Here is a 20382-nt window from a genome sequence, read left to right as displayed (position 1 = left end):
CGGCTAGTCCTCGTTAATTAGGAGGGAACGGTGGTGGTGGTGATCGGTGTGCCATCCGGCTGTGCGGCGCCGGCATGTTCCAGCAAACCCGCAGCCGCAAGCGGCGGGCTGAATAAATCGCCCTGGCAGCTGTCGCAGCCGAGTGATTGTAGTACTTCCAGTTGACGGCTGTCGTCCACGCCCAGCGCCACCACCCGCATCGACAGCGCGCGGGCCAGGTGGATGACGGCGGCGACGATGTCGGTGCCGCCATCGTTGTTGCCGATGGCGTGGACAAACGCGCGGTCTATCTTCAGCGTGTCGAGTTGCCAGCGCTTGCAGGCGGCCAGCGAGGAGCGCGCGCTGCCGAAGTCGTCGAGCGCGGTGCGCACCCCGGCCGTGTGCAGCTGTTGCAGCAGTTCCGCCAGCGGTTCGGCCGCGCCAAGCAGCAGTTTTTCGTTCAGTTCCAGGCCGATGCTGCCCGGCGCAAGTTGGTGCTTGCGCAGCGCCGGCAGCAGCACTTGCAGCAGTTCGGCGTTCAGCTGCGGCGCGGCCAGCGGAATCCAGATGCACAGTGGCTCGCCGCCGGGCAGGGCGCCGGCCGAGGCCTGCCACAGCGCCGCCTGCGCGCCGGCCTGCGTCACGACCCAGGTATCGATACGCTCCAGCAGTCCCCGTTCCTGCACCTGCGGCAGGAACTGGCTGGCTTCCAGCAAGCCGCGGTCGGGATGGTGCCAGTAAAGCAGCGCCTCGGCGCCGGTCGTGCGGCCGGCCTTGATGTCGATCTGCGGCTGGTAGCGCAGTTCCAGCTGGTCGGCCGCCAGCGCCTTGCGCAGCTCCAGCGTCCATCGTTCACGTTCGCGCTCACGTTCGTTGAGCGCCTCGTGGAAGAATTGCACCGGCCCGGCGCCATGCCGCTTGGCGTGGTACATGGCCGTATCGGCATTCTTCATCAGCGTCTGGGCGTCGGCACCGTCCTGCGGATAGATCGCGATGCCGATGCTGGCCGCCGTCTTCAGGCGCTGGCTGCCGATGTCGAACGGCAGCGCGCAGGCCATCGCGATTTTCTGCGCCACGCGCGCCGCATTGCCCGTCGCCGCGCGGCCTTCGATCAGCACCACGAACTCGTCGCCGCCCAGCCGCGCCACCACGTCGGCCACGCGCACCGCCGCCGTCAGCCGCGCCGCGACCTGGCGCAGCAGCTCGTCGCCCGCTTCATGGCCGAAGGTGTCGTTGATCTGCTTGAATTTGTCGAGATCGAGGAACAGCAGCGCGAACCCATCGCCGCTGCGGTCGGACGTCGCCACGGCGTGCTCGAGCTGCTGGATCAGCGCGCGGCGGTTGACCAGGTTGGTCAGCGCGTCGCGGATCGACAGCTCGTGGGCACGCTGCTCGGCCAGTTTACGTTCCTTGATTTCCTGTTCCAGCTCGGCGTTGATGCGCTCCAGGTCCTGCAGGCGCTGCACCCGCAGATCCTGGTTCAGCTTGGCCAACTGGTCGCGGTTTTTGCGCAGCTGGATATTCTTCTTCGTCATCTCGACAAACACCGCCACCTTGGCCTGCAGGATTTGGGGGATCACGGGCGTGAACAGGTAGTCGGCCGCGCCTTTCTGGTAAGCCTTCAGGCGGTTGATTTCGTCGGCGTAGTGCGCGGTGATGAAGATGATGGGCACGCCCGCCGAACGCGGATGGGAGTGGATCGCCTCCGCGGTCTCGAAACCGTCCATGCCGGGCATGCTGACGTCGAGCAAAATCACGGCGAATTCGTGCAGCAGCACCTGGCGCAGCGCTTCCTTGCCGGAAGCTGCGGTGATCAATTGATACTGATGCTGGTCGACGGCGTCGGCCAGCAGGCTCTCCAGCGCATACAGGCTGGCCGGATCGTCATTGACGAGGAGGACTTTAGGGATCGGCACGGCGGGCTGGACGGTTGAGGTAGTGGAGGGTAGTTACAAAGTTGCTGGTAGTAATTATCCCATTTTATCAATTTGACAATCGGCGCGTCAGATTTTTTTTTCGTCAAAGGAAGACTACTGCAATTAAATTTTCCGTAGCGCACGATTGCTGGGCTCAGCGACCGGCTTGGCTGACCCATATTGGCGCACTCCACAGTATTTTGCCATCATCCTGTGTCACCCGTGCGTAGTAAAAATGTTCGCCGGACGCCGGCGTGACGACGGCCCTGGCCTTGGCGCCCAGCTTTGCCACCGTGCCGTTGCGTCCGGGCACGCCCTGGAACAGCGCGATCGCGGCGGGATTGTGGCCGTTGCCGCTGGTGTAGCGGACTTGCAGCGTTAGTTTGCCGCGATTGCGGAAGCGCTCGCCCATCGGATGGCCGTTGCCGGTCAACAGCAGTTGGGCATGCTTGTCCATCGTGGCGAATACGCGACGCGCGCGCAGCGCGGCCAGCAGGCTGTCGTTGTCCAGCGCCACGCCGCGCTCCAGCAGCACGCCCGTCCGGTTGCCGTACGCCGCGCCCCAGTTGGCGCAATGGTTGTCCTGGTTGCTGCTGAAGGCCAGGTGATAGCCGGCCTCGAGCAGCTTGTTGCAGGCGGCTTCGTAGTTGCTCAAATGGGTCTCGCCCTCGTCTTCACGGGTGGAAAAGGCGCTGCTGTTCATCACTTCGCACAGCAGCATGACCTCGTCGCCGTCCGCCGTCCACGCCAGCGGCTTGCCGTCGATGGCGAACTGGTCGTTTTGCGGATGGTTGAACTGGCCCGCCCAGCCGCGCGCGCGCATCAGGCTGTACAGGCCGGCGTAGTCGCCTTTCGGCGTTTCCGTGTCGGCTAGCAACTCGCCCTGGGCGTTGCGCTCCCAGCCCAGCAGTTCGTTGCTGTTCAGTATGTTGAGGTGGCCGCCATGGTTGATGACGCCCCATTCCTGGCCGTAGATGGCGAGGAAATCGGGGTGCTCCCGGTTCCGGTCCGCCGCCGCCTGCAGGCCGCTGCGGTACAGGGCCAGCGCGGCGGCCCGATCGGCGCCGGCGTTGGTGCCGTCCGAGCCGTCGTACATATGATTGTGCTCGGACGTCATCAGGAACCGCAGGCCATGCCGCTGCGCGTAGTCGTAGGCGTCCGACGGGCCGAGCGCGGCGCTTTGCGGCGGCTGCGCGCCGTCGCAATGGTCCAGCGCGCCGCCGCCGTCGCTGTGGTTGGTCTGGCTGTGCAGGTTGCCGAGGTAGACGGCGTAGGGCAGGGCGTCCGGCGCGGCTGCGGCCAGCGATGGCGCCAGGGAAGTAGCAGGTCTGACCGCGGCCCGGCCCACCGCGACCTCCCAGCTTTGCTCGATGTCGGGCTCGTTGTCGACGCGCGCCCGCAGCCGCAACCGGTAGATGCTGCTGCGCAGGCCGGGCTGGGGGCGCCAAGGTATCGCCACGTCGACTGGTGTATCGGTCAACGATTGTTGCTTGTGCCACAAGCGTATGCGGCGGCCGTCCGGCGCCAGCAGTTCCAGCCGCCAGCGCAGCGTGCGCGTCTGCTGCGCTCCCGGTGCGGAAAAGTGCAGCCGCAGCGTGCGACCGCCGGTGGCGTCCGCCCGGAATGGCGCCACCAGCACGGCCTCGAACTCCTGATGGTCGGCAATGCCGGCATGGCTAGCATGCGGCAGGGCACTAAGAGCTCCCACGAAAATTATTATGGGAATAGCGCGCATGATGAACTCCTGAACAACAGACTCATCATTTAGAGCGCGCCTTAGCGCATAAGGTTCCCTTCAATAGTGACGATTTATCGCTCTGAATTCTAACCAATTCTTGCACTGGTTCCCGCGCGGCATTAATAGTATGCTGCTGTGATGCAAAATTATCCCAAAATCCCACCGGTGGCGGCGCATGCTGAAAACGGGTAACAAGCCCAAGAAGGTCGCCGGTTCGCGCCTGCTGTTCTGGACGGCCGGCATCGCACTGGCCCTGGCGGTCGGCGCGGTGCTGGCCGGCGCCGCGTCGCGCATCGTGGATGCCGCCGCCGCCCAGCGTTTCGAGAACCTGGCGCGCAGCGCACAGTACGGCATCTCGGCCCGCATCAAGTCCTATTCGGACCTGACGCGCGGGCTGGTGTCGCTGTTTCAGACCACCGACAGCCTGAGTCGCCAGCAATTTCATCAGTATGTGGCCAACCTCGATATCCCACGGTATTTTCCGGCGATCGAGGCGGTGACCTGGGCGCCGCTGGTCACCGACGCCCAGCGCGACGCCTTTGTCGCCGGCGTGCGCGCCGACGGCTTTCCCGGCTTCGACATCAAGCCGGCCGGACGCCGCCCCCATTACGCGGTGCTGAGCTATCTGGAGCCGGCCTCGATGCAGCAGGAAAAAATGGGCGCCGACCTGGCGTTCAATCCGGCGCAGGACAAGGCCCTGGCGGCATCGCGCGACAGCGGCCAGGTTGGCGCGTCGGGGCTGCCCATCGTGGTCAACGGCCCGACGCCGCACATCGGCCTGGCGATACGGCTGCCGGTCTACCGCCGCAACATGCCGCTCGACGATGTCGCCGCGCGCCGCGCCGCCTACCTGGGATCGGTCGGCATCGGCTTCAGCGTGCCCAAGCTGGTGCAGGGGGCGATCGACGAGATGACGGTGCGCCAGGTGCACCTGGTCCTGTACGCGGACGGCAGCACCGATGTCGAACAGCGCCGCCTGGTGATCGAGAAGACCGACCGCCTGCTGTTCAACGACGACGGCTCGATGACGGCGCCGCGCGCGCCGCAAGCGCAGCGCGGCGATTATTTTGAATCCGTGCTGCCCATCGATTTCAACGGCAGCCTGTGGAAGGCGCATTTTCAGGTACGCAAGAACGAGCTGCTGAGCGGTTTCGATTTCTACTTTCCGTGGATCGCCGGCGGCACCGGCTTTGCCGGCACGCTGCTGTTGTACAGCTACTTCTTCGTGCTGTACGCGTCGCGCCGGCGCGCGCTGAAGCAGGGCGTGCTGCTCGACACGGTGTTGAACAACGTCGACGCCCACGTCTACATGAAGGACCACAACCGGCGCTACATCTACGTCAACGCCAAGCTGGCCGAGGCGATGGGCAAGCCGGTGCACGACATCGTGGGCCGGCTCGATCGCGAGCTGATGCCGACCGCCGCCGCCGACGCCGAGTGGGCGCTGGAACAGCCGGCGTTCGCCGACAACGTCAAGCGCTCCGGCGAGGCGCAGCACGTCGGCCGCGACGGCGTGGTGCAGCATCAATGGACCGTCAAGGTGCCGGTGGAAATCGGCCGCACCGTGACGGCGGTGATCGGGCTGTCGACCGACGTCACCGAGCTGCACCGGCTGAAGGAAGAGGCGGATACGGCGAACCAGGCCAAGAGCGATTTCCTGTCCAACATGAGCCATGAAATCCGCACGCCGATGAACAGCATCATCGGCATGGCGCATCTGGCGCTGAAATCGGTCACCCATCCCAAGCAGCGCGACTACCTGCAGAAGATTTATCACTCGGGCCAGCACCTGCTGGGCATCATCAACGACATCCTGGACTTCTCCAAGATCGAGGCGGGCAAGATGGAGCTGGAGGTGCTGGACTTTACGCTCGATGCGCTGCTGGCCAACATCTCCAGTCAGCTGGGCGAGAGCGCGTCGGCCAAGGGGCTGGAACTGGTGTTCGAGGTGGGAGCCGGCTTGTCGCAGCCGCTGCGCGGCGATCCGTTGCGGCTGGAGCAGGTGCTGCTGAACTTTACCAGCAACGCCATCAAGTTTTCGGAGCAGGGCAAGGTGTACATCCGCGCGCGGCCGCTGGAAGACCGCGACAGCCACACGCTGGTGCGCTTCGAAGTGGAGGACCGCGGCATCGGCATGACGCCGGAACAGGTGCAGCAGCTGTTCCAGTCCTTCCACCAGGCCGACACCTCGACCACGCGCCGCTACGGCGGCACAGGACTGGGGCTGGTCATCAGCAAGCAGCTGGTGGAGCTGATGGGCGGCGGCGTCGGCGTCGACAGCGAGCCGGGCTCCGGCAGCACCTTCTGGTTCACCGCGCGCCTGGCCAAGGGCGTCAGCTTGCTGCGCGCCAGCGACGATTCGGTGCAGCCCGATGTGCTGGACACCATACGCGGCGCGTCCATCCTGCTGGTGGAGGACAATATCTTCAGCCAGCAGGTCGGCCAGGAGCTGCTGGAGGACGCCGGCGCCACCGTCTGCGTGGCCAACAACGGCAAGGAGGCGATCGATCTGCTGCTCAAGGAGCGTTTCGATTGCGTGCTGATGGACGTGCAGATGCCGGTGATGGACGGCTACGAGACCACGCGCCTGATCCGCTCGCATCCCAAATTGTCGGCCACGCTGATCATCGCGATGACCGCCAACGCCGGCCGCGACGACCAGGAGCGCTGCCTGGAAGCGGGCATGGACGAATTTGTCACCAAGCCGATCGCGCCCAAGCAGCTGTTCAACATGCTGTCCAAGTGGATGAGCCAGCGGGCGCGCGCCGCCGCCCCGGTGCGGCCGCTGGCGCCACCGCCGCCGTCCTATTTCACGATGGCCGATGGCGCTCCGACCGCCGCCGCGACCGCGATGTTCGCGAACATGCAGCCGCCGCTGCAAACGATGACGAGCGGCACGGCGCCCGCGCCGGTGCCCATCGCAGCGCCTGCAGCGGTGCCCGCGACGGCGCCCGACGACGCCGAACTGTTCGACGTCGCGATGCTGGCCCAGACCTTTGGCGGCAAGACCGACAAGATGCGCAAGTACGCGCTGCTGTTCCTGGAATCGGCCAGGGATGCCCTGGTGGAGATCGACGCGGCGCTGGCGCAGGGCGACCTGGCGCAGTTGTCGGAACTGGGCCACCGCACCAAATCGGCCGCCCGCGCCGTGGGGGCCATGCGCTTCGGGAACCTGTGCCTGGCGCTGGAACAGGTGCGCAAGGACCCTGACAGCACCAACGCCGGCGAGCTGGTACGGCAGATGCACGCCATGCTTGCTGTGCTGAACGATCATATCGCTCAGGAACTGCTGGCATACGACCCCGGCTAGAGCGATAATACGGGCACTATCCTCACGAAGAGCCCTATGCATTCGAGCATCACCCCCGGCCTGCTGATTTTGCACGGTAATCAAATGGAGCAGTTGCGCGCCGCCGTGTTCCAGTGGCTGCGCAACCATCCGCTCGGGGCGCTGGAATCGGACATCTTCCTGGTGCAGTCGAACGGCGTGGCCGAATGGCTGAAGATCGCGCTGGCCGAGGAAATGCGGGTCTGCGCGGCCACCCGTGTGGCGCTGCCTGCACGCTTTCTGTGGGAAACCTATCGCGGCATGCTGGGACGCGACCGCGTGCCGGTCCGTTCCGCCTTCGACAAAGGCCCGCTGACGTGGCGCCTGATGCGCCTGTTGCCCACCTTGCTGGCCGATCCCGTGTTCACGCCGCTGCGCCATTTCCTGGCCGACGGCGAGGCGGAGCGGCGGCTGCAGCTGGCCGAGCGCCTGGCCGACCTGTTCGACCAATACCAGGTCTACCGCGCCGACTGGCTCGACGATTGGGCGCATGGTCGCGACCAGATGCGCAACGCACGTGGCGAAGCCGTGCCGCTGCCGGAAGACCAGCGCTGGCAAGGCCAATTGTGGCGCTCCGTCATCGCCGACGTCGAGCCGCACGAGCGGGATCTGGGCCGGGCCACCGTGCACACCGAATTCGTGCGCGCCAGCGCGGCCGGCGAAGCGCCGCTCGGCCGGCTGCCGCGCCGCATCGTCATCTTTGGCGTGTCGGCGCTGCCGTACCAGAGCTTGCAGGCGCTGGCCTCGCTGGCGCGCTACACGCAGGTGGTGCTGGCGGTGCCGAACCCTTGCCAGTTCTACTGGGGCGACATCATCGAAGGCCGCGACCTGCTGCGTTCCGCGCATCGCCGCCAGCAGCTGCGCAACGGCCAGGACCTGGGCGCGATTCCGCTGGAGGAACTGCATGCGCACAGCCATCCGCTGCTGGCCAGCTGGGGGCGGCAGGGCCGCGACTTCATCCGCATGCTGGATGAATTCGACGAAGCCTCGGCCGTAGCAGCCGCCGAGAATGACGACGTTGCACCGTTGCGCATCGACCTGTTCAGCGAAGGCGAGGGCGATACGCTGCTGTCGCAGGTGCAGGCGGCCATACGCGACCTGCTGCCGCTGTCCGAACACCCGCAGGTCCCTCCGCCGGACGACGACCGTTCGATCGAATTCCACATCACCCACAGCGTGCAGCGTGAAGTCGAAGTGCTGCATGACCGGCTGTTGAAGATGTTCGCCGACGACGGCAAGCTGCGTCCGCGCGACGTGGTGGTGATGGTGCCGGATATCGACACCTTCTCGGCCGCGATCCACGCGGTGTTCGCGCAGTATCGCCGCAGCGATCCGCGCTACATTCCGTTTGAGATCGGCGACGTCAACGACCGCAGCGTCAATCCGCTGCTGGTGGCGCTGGAATGGCTGCTGCGGTTGCCGCAGCAGCGCTGCCGCCAGAGCGAAGTGCGCGACCTGCTGGACGTGCCGGCGCTGGCCGCGCGTTTCGGCCTGAGCCAGGACGATCTGCCGACGCTGGGTTTGTGGATCGAAGGCGCCGGCGTGCGCTGGGGGCTCGATCCCGAGCACCGCGCCGGTTTGGGCCTGGGCGCGGCCGGCGTGCAGAATTCGTGGCTGTTCGGCGTGCGCCGCATGTTGCTCGGCTACGCCAGCGGCGACGGCGAGGCCTTCGCCGGCATCGAACCGTTTTCCGAAGTGGGCGGGCTGGATGCCGCGCTGGCGGGATCGCTGGCGCAACTGGTCGAAGCGCTGCTGCACTGGCGCGAGGTGCTGGCGCAATCGCGCTCGCCGGCCGAGTGGGGCGTGCAAGCCCGCGCGCTGCTGGCGGCTTTCTTCAAGGCCGGCGAGGAGGGCGACCGCCTGACGCTGGCGCAGCTGGACGATGCGCTCAACAACTGGCTGGAAACCTGCGAAGGCGCGGCCTACGACGAAGCGGTGCCGCTGGCCGTGCTGCGCGAGGCGTGGCTTGGCCTGCTGGACGAACCGACGCTGAACCACCAGTTCGTTTCCGGCGGCGTCACCTTCTGCACGCTGATGCCGATGCGCGCGGTGCCGTTCCGCGTGGTCTGCCTGCTGGGCATGAACGACGGCGACTTCCCGCGCCGTACGCCGAAGGCCGACTTCGACCTGCTGTCGCAGCCGGGCATGGCCCGCCCCGGCGACCGCTCGCGCCGCGACGACGACCGCTACCTGATGCTGGAGGCGCTGCTGGCCGCGCGCGACAAGCTGTATATCAGCTGGGTCGGCCGCAATGTCCGCGACAACAGCGAACAGCCGCCGTCGGTGCTGGTGTCGCAACTGCGCGATTACCTGGTCAACGGATGGCAGCTGGACCCGCACGCACGCACCACGGAACACGCTTTGCAGCCGTTCAGCCGGCGTTATTTCGAGGCCGGCGGCCTGCTGACCTATGCGCGCGAATGGCGCGAGGCCCATGGCGACGAGATCGCCGACGGCGCGAACGCCGAGCTGCCGCCCTACGAAATCGATGACAAGTACCGCCTCAAGCTGTCGACGCTGACCAATTTCATGCGCCAGCCGGCGCGCTTCTTCTTCCGCCAGCGCCTGGGCGTGATGTTCGGCGACGCGGCGATGGTGGGCGAGGACGAAGAGCCGTTTTCCCTCACCGGGCTGGAACGCTATCAGCTGGAAGACGAGATGCTGGGCGGCGACGCGGAGGATGAGGACATCGGCCAGGTCTACGACAAGCTGACCGAACGCGCGGAAGAACTGGTGCGCAAGGGCGTGCTGCCGATAGGCCTGATCGGCCAGCAATACCGGCATCAACTGGTGGAAGCGCTGGCGCCGGTGCGCAGCGCGTGGCTGATCCTTCGCCAGCACTATCCGCTGCCGGCGCCCAAGGTGGCGCTGAGCCTGATGCTGGCCGGCGTGCCGCTGGACGACTGGATCGACCAGTTGCGCAGCAACGGCAGTGAGACGGTGTGGCTGACGCAGATGTCGTCCAAGGTCACCGACAAGCAGGGCAAGCCGCGCGGCGACAAGCTGATCGCGATGTGGCTGCGCCAGCTGGCCGTGGCGGCGGCCGGCCTGCCGGTCAGCGGCTACCTGGTGGCGCGCGACGCCATCGTCACCATGAAGCCGCTGCCGCAGGCAGAGGCGCAGGAAGCCTTGCGCGAGCTGGTGTGCCTGTGGCGCGACGGCATGAACCGGCCGTTGCCGACCGCCTGCAAGACCGCGCTGTCGCTGGCGCAGGGCGGCGATCCGCGCGCGGTGTACGACGGCGGCTTCGAGATCTCCGGCGAAAACGATGACCTGTGCCTGGCGCGCCTGTGGCCGGATTTCGCCGCGCTCAGCGCTGAACCGGATTTCGCCGATGTCTCGCAAGCGCTGTATGGCCCGCTGGCCGACTGGCTGGAACAACAGATTACGATAGCCGCGATAGCCGGCGAGGACGCAGCATGAGCAGCATCAGTATCACCGCCAACCAGCTCGATCCGCTGACCTTCCCGCTGCACGGCTCGCGCCTGATCGAGGCCAGCGCCGGCACCGGCAAGACCTGGACCATCGCCGCGCTGTACGTGCGGCTGGTGCTGGGCCACGGCGGAGAGAACGGCTTCCGCCGGCCCTTGCTGCCGGCCGATATCCTGGTGATGACCTTCACCCGCGCCGCCACGCGCGAGCTGTCGAACCGCGTCCGCGAGCGGCTGGTGGAAGCTGCGGCCTACTTCCGCGGCTACGCGGCGATGGGCCTCGGCGGCGGGCATGACAGCTATCTGAACGCCATCCTCGAATCTTACCCAAGCCACGCCGAGCAGCAGCAGGCCGCGCACCGCCTGATGCTGGCGGCGGAAACGATGGACGAAGCGGCCATCTTCACCATCGACGCATGGTGCCAGCGCATGTTGCGCGAGCACGCCTTCGACAGCGGCAGCCTGTTCGACGAAGAGCTGGTCAGCGACGAGCAGGCCCTGTTCGAAGACGCCGCGCACGACTACTGGCGCCAGCAGGTCTATCCGCTCGACGCCGTCGCGCTGGATGCGCTGCTGTCATGCTGGGGCGACGTCGGCGCGTTGAAGAAATCGATACGCGAGTTGGTCAAACGCGCCGACATCATCGGCGAGGCCAGCACCGACACCCTGGCCGGGCTGATCGCGGCGGTGCAGCGTGAGCAGCAGGCGCAGCTGGCTGGCCTGAAGGCCGGCTGGGTGGAGCGCGCCAACCGCATGGAACAATGGATCGCCACGGAACGCGTGCTCTCGCCCAAATGCTTCAACGGCAACAAGATGCGCGCCGAGTCGCTGGCCAGCTGGTTCAACGGCTTGCGCGCGTGGGCCGGGGATGCCGCCATGGTCATGCCCGACATTTCGGACACCGCCTGGAAGCGCCTGACGCCGTACGGCCTTGAAGACGCTTTCTCGAAAGGCTACACCGCCGTGATCCCCGACGACTTCGACGCGATCGAGCCGCTGAAAAGAGCGCTGGACGACATCGAACCGCTGTCGCACGCGCTGTACCGCCACGCCGCCGCCGCCGTCGCCAGGCGGATGGACGAGCTGAAGAAACGCGGCCGCCAGTTCGGTTTCGCCGACATGCTGGACCGCCTGAACGCCGCGCTGCAAGGCGAGAACGCCGCCGCCCTGCGCAAGCGCATCACCGACCAGTATCCCGTGGCGATGGTCGACGAATTCCAGGATACGGCGCCGAACCAGTACCAGATCTTCAACCTGCTGTACCGCGTGGCCGACAACGACGCCGAAACAGGCCTGTTCCTGATCGGCGATCCGAAGCAATCGATCTACGGCTTCCGTGGCGCCGACATCCACAGCTACCTGTCCGCCCGCCGCGCCACGGCCGGCCGCCATTACCAGCTGGGCACCAACTACCGTTCCACCAAGCCGGTGGTGGAGGCGGTCAATCATCTGTTCATGCATGCCGAAGGCCAGCCGGCGGAAGGCGGCTTTGGACGCGGCGCGTTCCGCTTCCGCGATCCCGGCACGCGCGACAACCCGCTACCGTTCGAAGCGGTCGGCGCCAAGGGCCGCGATGAACGAATGGTCAACGCCGACGGCGACGTGCCGGCGCTGGTCATTGCTTGCAGCGCGACGCAGGATTTGAAGGCGGACGGCTATCGCGAATTCTTCGCGTGGCACTGCGCCGAGCAGATCGTCGCGCAGCTCAACGACGAACGCGCCGGTTTCGATGGCCCCAAAGGATTTGTGCGCCTGCAGCCGGCCGATATCGCCGTGCTGGTACGCGACCGCAAGGAGGCTTCGGCCATCCGTCGCGCGCTGCAGCGGCGCGGCGTTCCCAGCGTCTACCTGTCGGACAAGGATTCGGTGACCGACAGCGAGGAAGCTGCCGATGTGCTGCGCTGGCTGTCCGCCGTCGCCAGCCCGCTGGACGGCGCCCTGGCGCGTGCCGCCTTCGCGACCCGCACCACCGGCCTGCCGCTGGCGGAGCTGGCGTTGCTGTCGTCGGACGAACTGGCGTGGGAAGCGCGCGTCGAGCAGTTGAAGGCGCTGCATATCGTCTGGCAGCGGCAGGGCGTGCTGGCGATGCTGCGCCGCTTCATCCACGAGCTGAAATTGCCGGCCGCCTTGCTGCAGCAACCAGGCGGCGAGCGCCGCCTGACCAACCTGCTGCATCTGGCCGAGCTGCTGCAGTCGGCCAGCCGCCAGCTCGATGGCGAACAGGCGCTGATACGCTGGCTGGCCGAGCAGATCGAAGGTGGCGAGGGCGGCGGCGACGAGCGCGTGCTGCGCCTGGAAAGCGACGCGGAGCTGGTCAAGGTCGTCACCGTACACAAGTCGAAGGGCCTGGAATATCCGCTGGTGTACCTGCCGTTTGCGGTTACTGCGCGCAAGGTCGAGCGCCGCAACCGCAGCTTCTTCGAATTCAGCGACGAAGACGGCGTGCGGCAGATCGACATGGCGTTGACCGATACCGCGATGGAGCTGGTCGAACGCGCGCGCCTGCAGGAAGACTTGCGGCTGCTGTACGTGGCGCTGACCCGCGCCCGCCATTTCCTCTGGCTGGGCGTGACCGCGCTTGCCGCGCGCAAGGCAGGCGACAATACGCTGCACGAATCGGCGCTCGGCTACCTGCTGACCGGCGGCGAGGCGCTGCCGTCCGACCTGATGATGGAGCGCTGGGGCCATGCCTGCAAGGGCTGCGACGGCATCAGTATCGAAACGCTGGACATGGCGATGTCGCAGTTCACGCGGCTTAGCCGCATCGAGGAACGCCCGCCGTTGCTGGACCCGCAGCAGTACACCGGACGCTTCGAGCGCGATTGGTCGGTGGGCAGTTTCAGCTCGCTGGCGCGGCGCACCGGACCGACCGGCACCATCGGCACGGCCGTGGATGCGCCGCAGGCGCCGGTGCCGCGCGACGGCCTGCAGGAAAAACTGCTGGAGGGCGCCGACCTGCCGGCCATGTCGCTGGCGGGCCGCGTGGAGGACGCGCCGTGGCATCGCTTCCCGCGCGGTTCGGTGCCGGGCAACTTCCTGCACGAGCAACTGGAGTGGATGGGGCAGGAGGGCTTCGCCGTCGTCAACCATGAAACGTTCGAATCGCGCCTGACGCGGCGGGTGGAGCGCGCCGGCTGGGGCAATCGTCTGGACGACACGCTGGCCTGGCTGCGCGAGATCGCCGGCACCACCTTGCCGTACCTGGATGCGCCGCTGAGCGCCATCGAATCGCCACTGCCGGAGATGGAATTCTGGTTCCCCAGCGAGCGCCTGAGCACCGGCGCGCTGGACGGCCTGTGTGCGACGCATCTGCTGGGCGGCGCTGCCCGGCCCGCGCTGCCCGAGCGCCAGCTGCACGGCATGCTGAAAGGCTTTGCCGACCTGGTGTTCGAGCACGAGGGCCGGTTCTGGGTACTGGACTATAAATCCAACGCGCTGGGCGCCGGCGACGCGGCCTATCACCAGCCGGCACTGGTGGCGGCCATGGCCGAGCACCGCTACGACATCCAGGGCGCGATCTACATGCTGGCGCTGCACCGGCTGCTGCAAAGCCGCTTGGGCGACAGCTACGATCCCGCCGAGCACTTGGGCGGGGCGATCTTCCTGTTCTTGCGCGGCATTGCGAACACGCGGACGCGCGGCTGCTACCTGATCGAGCCCGATCCCGAATTACTGGATGGACTGGACCGTTTGCTGGACGATACCGGTGCGAAGCACGAGGCGGCGCATGAGCATTGATACCTCCGCAGCGTTGCTTGCGCAAGTCGACACCTATACCGAGAACGGCCAGCTGCGCCGCTTGAGCGGAGCGTTTGCGCGCTTCATCGCCAGCGTCGGCACCAGTTCTCCGCCGCAGTTGATGGCGGCCTGCGTGCTGCTGTCGGAACTCGAAGGGCGCGGCCACAGCTGCCTGATGCTGGACGAACTGGCCGCCGATCCCTCCGCCCAGCTGGGCTGGACCAGCGACGAGTGGCGCGCCTGGCGCGACGCCGCCGGCGCCTGGCCCAAGAATGCCGCCGCCTGGCGCGCGCTGCTGGCCGGCTGCGACCAGGTGTGGCCGGTGGGCGACCTGGATTTCCAGCAGCCGCTGGTGCTCGACGGCGAACGGTTGTACCTGCGCCGCTACTGGCGCGACGAAACGCTGGTCGCCGGCGCGGTGCTTGGCCGCACGGCCGCGTCCAGTACATTGCCCGACGTGGCCGACATGCGCCGCTGGCTGGACATCCTGTTCCCGCACGCTCCGCGCGGCGGCGCCACCGACTGGCAGAAAATCGCCTGCGCGGTCGCCATGCGCGGCAAGCTGGGCATCATCACCGGCGGTCCCGGCACCGGCAAGACCTATACCGTCGCCCGCTTGCTGGCGTTGCTGTTCGCCACGGCCGGCGAGCGCCAGTCCGGCCTGCGCGTGGCGCTGGCCGCGCCGACCGGCAAGGCCGCCGCGCGCCTGAAGCAATCGATCGATTCCGCGCTGGACGACCTGGCTGAAAAAGTCGGTTCGACGCTGCCGCTGCGCGAACTGGCCAGCCGCATGGGCGCCGCCCGCACCTTGCACAGCTTGCTCGGCGCGCGGCCGGACACGCGCGCCTTCCAGCACCACGCCGGCAACCAGCTCGACGTCGACGTGCTGATTGTCGACGAGGCGTCGATGATCCACCTGGAGATGATGTCCGCGCTGCTGGCGGCATTGCCCACGTCGGCCACGCTGATCCTGCTCGGCGACAAGGACCAGCTGGCGTCGGTGGAAGCGGGCGCCGTGCTGGGCGATCTGTGCCATAACGCCGAAGCTGGCGCCTACGACGCGGAAACCCTGGCCTATGTGCAGTCGTGCACCGGCCAGCAGATCCCCGACAGCTACGCCGGCAACGGCGGCGCGATCGCCCAGCAGACCGTGATGCTGCGCGAGAGCCGGCGCTTCGGCGGCCCGATCGGCCAGTTGGCGCTGGCCGTCAACGCCGGCGACGCCGCCGCATCGGTCGACGTGCTGCGCAACAGCGAGGACGGCAAGGTCGCCTGGATCGATCCGGCGCTGCCGTCCGACCTGCTGCAACTGGCGCTGGCGGGCCGTGCCGGCGCCGCCGGCGGCTACCAGGCTTATTTGAAAATGATCAAGGCCGGCGGCCCGGAAGGCGACGACGTCGCCCATCTGGCCTGGGTCAAGTCGGTGCTGACGAGTTTTGAAACCTTCCGCATCCTGTGCGCCGTGCGCGAAGGCGAGTGGGGCGTGGCCGGCTTGAACGACGTGATCGAGCACAGGCTGCAATCGGCCGGCCTGCTGCGCCGCAGCGGCGAATGGTATGTCGGACGGCCGGTCATGGTCACCCGCAACGACTACGGCACCGGCGTCTTCAACGGCGACATCGGCCTGACCTTGCCGGATCCGGCACGCCCCGGCGCGTTGCGCGTGTATTTCTCGGAAGGGGAAAACGTGCGCAGCGTGCTGGCCACGCGGCTCAGGAACGTCGAGACCGCATTCGCCATGACGGTACACAAATCGCAGGGCTCGGAGTTCCAGCACACTGTGCTGGTGCTGCCGAAAGACAGTGGCGGCATGCTGGCGCGGGAGCTGATTTACACAGGCATCACGCGCGCGCGCGACTGCTTCACATTGCTCACGCCGAACGGCCAGGTGATGCTCGACGCCATCGCACAACGCACCCAGCGCGCCAGCGGCTTGCGCGGGCTGCTGGGGAATTAAACATAACTACACTACAGGAGAACACAGCATGACATTGAAACTCGACGGCAAGGTAGCCCTGGTCACCGGATCGGGGCGCGGCATCGGCCGCGCGATCGCCCTCAAACTGGCAGGCGAAGGCGCGCGCATCGTCGTCAACGATCTGGACGAGGCGCCGGCGCAGGAGACCGTCGAGGCGATCCACGCGGCGGGCGGCCAGGCGGTCGCCTGCGTCGGCAGCGTGATGGCGGCCGACTTTGCCGAGCGCTTCATCGGCACCGCCGTCAGCCAGTTCAACGGACTCGACATCATCATCAACAACGCCGGCTACACCTGGGACAATGTGATCCAGAAGATGAGCGACGAGCAGTGGCAGGCGATGCTGGACGTGCACCTGACGGCGCCGTTCCGCCTGCTGCGCGCGGCGCAGCCGGTGATCCGCGCCTACAGCAAGGCCGAGGCCGAGGCCGGCCGGCGCGTGGTGCGCAAGGTGGTGAATATCTCTTCGGTGGCCGGCCTGTTCGGCAATCCGGGCCAGGCCAACTATGCGGCGGCCAAGGCCGGCATCGTCGGCATGACGCAGACGCTGGCCAAGGAATGGGGACGGATGAACGTGACGGTCAACTGCGTGGCCTTCGGCTTCATCAAGACGCGCCTGACGTCAAGCACCGCCGACGCCGCCACCGCCAATATCGACGGCCGCGACATCAAGGTCGGCATCAACGCGGACATGCTGGATGTACTGGAGCGCAGCATTCCGCTGGGACGCGGCGGCACGCCGGGCGAGGCGGCCGGCGCCGTGTACCTGTTGTGCATTCCCGAATCCGACTACATCAGCGGCGAGACGCTGATGTGTACCGGAGGCCTGACCGGGTTCTGAGCGTGGTCCGTGCGTTCAGGCCGCGCGGCGGGTGTGCCGGGCGGCTTTGGCGTGCTTCTTGTGGCGCGTGGCCGAGACCGTCATGACTTTCGGTTCGCCCTCCGGACCCGCGACGAAGCGGCGGATATTGAACGCGTCCATCAGACGGGCCGAGTTGGCCTTGGCGTTCAACAGCACCAGCGTGGCGTTCTTGCCGGCCGATTTGAAGCGCATGATCAGGCAACGGCCGGCTTCCTCGGTGTAGCCGGTCTTGGACAGGCCGACATCCCAACCCTTGGCGCCAACCAGGCGGTTGGTGTTGTGATACTCCACCTTGCGACCCTTGATGTTGATGATGTCCTTGGTGTCGGTGGTGATGCGGCGGATGTCCGGATAGGCGGAGGCGGCGGTGGCCATCTTGACCAGGTCGGTCGCGGTCGAACGGTTGTTCGGGGACAGGCCGGTCGGCTCCTCGATTACGGTCTGGGTCAGGCCCAGCGCCTTGATCTTGGCGTTGACCGCCAGCTTGAACGCGGCCGGGCCGCCCGGATAGGTGCGGGCCAGCGAGGCGGCGGCGCGGTTATCCGACGACATCAGCGCCAGTTGCAGCACGTCGCGGCGGGCGATCTCGGCGCCGACCGGCACGCGCGAGGTGCTGTGCTTGAGCATGTCGACGTCGGTCTTGTCGATGCTGATGGGCGCGTCCATGTCCGGCTTGGAGTCCAGCACCACCATCGCGGTCATCAGCTTGGTCAGCGAGGCGATCGGCACCTGGACGTTGGAATTTTTTTCGAGCAGCACTTTGCCGGTGTCGTCTTCGACCACCAGCACCGACTGCGAACCGAGCGGTACCGCGAGCGCCGCCACGGTAAACGAACTCAGCAATACAGCGACAATTTTCTTGAGCATTTTGGGTATTCTTGGGAAAGAGGAGTGTATCGGGCGTCAAGAATTGACGCTGCGCAAAACTAGTCTAGCTATGCGGCAATATTTCCTAAGGATAGAAGATAACATTAAAGTGGTTTCTCGTCTATTGTATGTAACCTACGGATTCCACTATTTTTGTACCCAGGAATGCAAAAAGCCCTGAAACGGGAGCGTTCAGGGCTTTTTGGCGACTGCGGCGGCAGTTTCAGCTACTTATTTTCGCTATGGAAACTTCTGTGGATTTCACCAGGGCGATCACTTCGCTGCCCACCTTCAAGTCCAGGTCGTGGATCGAGCGCGAGGTGATCACCGAGGTGACGATGCCGTGCTGGGTTTCCACATCGACTTCCGAGACGACCGGTCCAAAGATGATTTCCTTGATTTTGCCCCGGAACTGGTTACGTACATTAATTTCAGAGATGGCCATCGTGCTTCCTTGTCTGTTGATACTGCGCTGGTTGATCCTGCGCTTCCAGATTAAGGGCATTGCGGCCGCTTGCAAACGAATCGATACGACTATCCTTATTTGTTTTGGTAAATCTTGTCGAATTCGCCGCCGTCGTCGAAGTGCTTCTTCTGCGCCGCTTTCCAGCCGCCGAAGACGTCATCCACGGTGAACAGGCTGATCTGGCGGAAGTTGGCGTTGTACTTCTTGAACGCGGCTTCCGAGCGCGGACGGAAGTAATGCTTGGCGATGATGTCCTGCGCCTGCTCGGTGTACAGGAAGTTCAGGTAGCCGGTGGCCTGCTTGCGGATGTTCTTGCGATCGACCACCTTGTCGACCACCGCCACCGGCGATTCAGCCAGGATGGAAATCGACGGGTAGACCACCTCGAAGTTATTGCCGAACTCGGCACGCACCAGGTTCACCTCGTTCTCGAAGGTCACCAGCACGTCGCCGATCTCACGCTGGGTGAAGGTGGTGGTGGCGCCGCGGCCGCCGGCGTCCAGCACCGGCACGTTCTTGAAGATCTTGCTCACCAGGTCGCGCGCCTGCGCTTCTGTGCCGCCTTTTTTCAGCACCGAGCCCCAGGCCGCCAGATAGGTGTAGCGGCCGTTGCCTGCCGTTTTAGGATTCGGGATGATGACTTTCACGCCGGGCTTGGCCAGGTCGGCCCAATCCTTGACCTGCTGCGGGTTGCCCTTGCGGACCAGGAACACCATGGTCGAGTAGAACGGCGCGGCGTTGTGCGGGAATTTCTTGGCCCAGTCTTGCGCGACCAGGCCCTTGTCGGCCAGCATGTCGATATCGTTGGCCTGGTTCATCGTGACGACCGCCGCCTCCATGCCGTCGGCCACCGAGCGGGCTTGCTTGGACGAGCCGCCGTGCGACTGGTTGACGTTGATGGTCTCGCCGGTGTTCTTCTTCCAGTCCGCCACGAAGACCGGGTTGATATCCTTGAACAGTTCGCGCGCGACGTCGTAGGAGGCGTTCAGCAGCACCGTTTCCGCGGCGTTGGCCTGCAACGGCAGGCCCAGCATGACGGCGGAAGCGGCCAGGAAGGACGACACGATCAGGCGGCGGGCAGGATTTTTGTTGGGCATAATGAGCTTTCGTAATAACAGTCACCCATGGTGTAAAATTTCGGCCGGAAAAGATACGAATTTTTCGTAATATGCTTAGAAGGTATGGTTCACACCGGGTTTCAGTGGAAACCGCATAACGATTTTTGAAAACATTCGTGGGCAAAAGCAGGGCCGGCCTCTAGGCTTAGCTCAGGCTGTGACGGTCAAGCGGGCGCGCCCGCAACGACTTTCGCCGCTTGGTGTATAGTCGGTTTCAGGCACTGAAGAAGGCGTAGATAAGCGCTTCATTTTTGCTATCGGGAATATTTGTGAGCGTACATGGGTCTTGAAATTCGGAGTCTGGAAATTCGTACCGCCGTTGCGGCCGATGCGGACGCGGCATGCACTGTTTTGCGTCGGTCGATCTCGGAATGTTGTGTGCAGGATCATAAGAACGATCCCGCCATCCTGGACGCGTGGCTGGGCAACAAGACGCCGCAGATGGTGGCCAACTGGTTCGGTTCGCCAACCAATTTTTCGCTGGTCGCGGTCAGCGAAGGCGCGGTTGTCGGCGTCGCGCTGCTGACGGGGGCCGGCAAGCTGGCCCTGTGCTACCTGCTGCCGGAGGCGCGCGGCCAGGGCATCGGCAAGGCGCTGCTGGCGCGTGTGGAGGAGCAGGCCTGCAGCTGGGGCGTGAAGGCGCTGCAGCTGCACAGCACGGCGACGGGGCAGGACTTCTTCGCCCGGCGCGGCTATGTCGACGCGGGCAAGGTCAGGTCGCCATATGGCGTCGAAACCGTGTTTTACTGGAAGCAGCTCGACGCCAGCGCCGAGGCGCCGGACGGCACCAAACGCAAGCGCTTCTGCAACTGTAATTCAGTCTGATCTCCCGCTGTTTGCCCGAGGCCGCCGTCCTGGCGGCCGAGCCCGATTCAATTGAATCACTCTTGCTCTAAAAATAATTATCGGGTCTAATTCGCGTTGCAAAATACTAATTTTAGTGTTTCGACATCGCCACGCGAGT

11 protein-coding genes are annotated in these 20382 nt (G+C 65.7%); 6 read left to right on the top strand and 5 right to left on the bottom strand.

Features of this window, described 5'->3' with window-relative positions:
• Window positions 1-17: 17 nt before the first annotated feature.
• Together ACSQ3S_RS20520 and ACSQ3S_RS20515 are read right to left on the bottom strand one after the other, a co-directional pair.
• The gene (locus tag ACSQ3S_RS20520) at window positions 18-1895 is read right to left on the bottom strand and encodes a putative bifunctional diguanylate cyclase/phosphodiesterase (RefSeq protein WP_436143577.1); all 1878 of its coding nucleotides are present in this window, start codon (window positions 1893-1895) and stop codon (window positions 18-20) included.
• Between the two features lie 154 nt (window positions 1896-2049).
• Complete coding sequence (locus ACSQ3S_RS20515) at window positions 2050-3630, bottom strand: CehA/McbA family metallohydrolase (RefSeq protein ID WP_436143576.1); 1581 nt, start codon at window positions 3628-3630, stop codon at window positions 2050-2052.
• Between the two features lie 178 nt (window positions 3631-3808).
• On the opposite strand from ACSQ3S_RS20515, the gene ACSQ3S_RS20510 reads away from it, so the two are divergent.
• The 5 genes from ACSQ3S_RS20510 to ACSQ3S_RS20490 are packed head-to-tail and all read left to right on the top strand — an operon-like array spanning window position 3809 to window position 16946.
• Complete coding sequence (locus tag ACSQ3S_RS20510) at window positions 3809-6943, top strand: CHASE domain-containing protein (protein ID WP_436143575.1); 3135 nt, start codon at window positions 3809-3811, stop codon at window positions 6941-6943.
• Window positions 6944-6979: 36 nt separating this feature from the next.
• A complete protein-coding gene (recC, locus tag ACSQ3S_RS20505; RefSeq protein WP_436143574.1) occupies window positions 6980-10384 on the top strand; it encodes an exodeoxyribonuclease V subunit gamma in 3405 nt (1134 codons plus the stop codon).
• Window positions 10381-14130 (top strand): exodeoxyribonuclease V subunit beta, encoded by a 3750-nt coding sequence (recB, locus tag ACSQ3S_RS20500; protein ID WP_436143573.1) that lies wholly within the window; start codon window positions 10381-10383, stop codon window positions 14128-14130. The genes recC and recB overlap by 4 nt, the downstream gene beginning before the upstream one ends.
• Window positions 14120-16087, top strand: coding sequence for an exodeoxyribonuclease V subunit alpha (gene recD, locus ACSQ3S_RS20495; RefSeq protein ID WP_436143572.1), 1968 nt, complete (start codon window positions 14120-14122; stop codon window positions 16085-16087). Before recB ends, recD begins: the two co-directional genes overlap by 11 nt.
• A 28-nt stretch (window positions 16088-16115) precedes the next feature.
• A complete protein-coding gene (locus tag ACSQ3S_RS20490) occupies window positions 16116-16946 on the top strand; it encodes an SDR family NAD(P)-dependent oxidoreductase (protein WP_436143571.1) in 831 nt (276 codons plus the stop codon).
• Window positions 16947-16961: 15 nt separating this feature from the next.
• On the opposite strand, the gene ACSQ3S_RS20485 is transcribed toward ACSQ3S_RS20490, so the two are convergent.
• From ACSQ3S_RS20485 to ACSQ3S_RS20475, 3 genes are all read right to left on the bottom strand, one after another.
• Window positions 16962-17834, bottom strand: coding sequence for a serine hydrolase (locus ACSQ3S_RS20485; protein WP_176651352.1), 873 nt, complete (start codon window positions 17832-17834; stop codon window positions 16962-16964).
• Window positions 17835-18057: 223 nt separating this feature from the next.
• A complete protein-coding gene (locus ACSQ3S_RS20480) occupies window positions 18058-18279 on the bottom strand; it encodes a TOBE domain-containing protein (protein WP_019919846.1) in 222 nt (73 codons plus the stop codon).
• A 95-nt stretch (window positions 18280-18374) separates the two neighbouring features.
• Window positions 18375-19397, bottom strand: coding sequence for a sulfate ABC transporter substrate-binding protein (locus ACSQ3S_RS20475; protein ID WP_176651351.1), 1023 nt, complete (start codon window positions 19395-19397; stop codon window positions 18375-18377).
• A gap of 300 nt (window positions 19398-19697) precedes the next feature.
• On the opposite strand from ACSQ3S_RS20475, the gene ACSQ3S_RS20470 reads away from it, so the two are divergent.
• Complete coding sequence (locus ACSQ3S_RS20470) at window positions 19698-20243, top strand: GNAT family N-acetyltransferase (protein ID WP_436143570.1); 546 nt, start codon at window positions 19698-19700, stop codon at window positions 20241-20243.
• Window positions 20244-20382 lie beyond the last annotated feature (139 nt).

The organism is Duganella sp. LjRoot269, from assembly GCF_964254095.1.
Lineage (GTDB): Bacteria > Pseudomonadota > Gammaproteobacteria > Burkholderiales > Burkholderiaceae_D > Rugamonas > Rugamonas hordei.
This window is presented reverse-complemented; position numbering and strand designations above follow the sequence as displayed.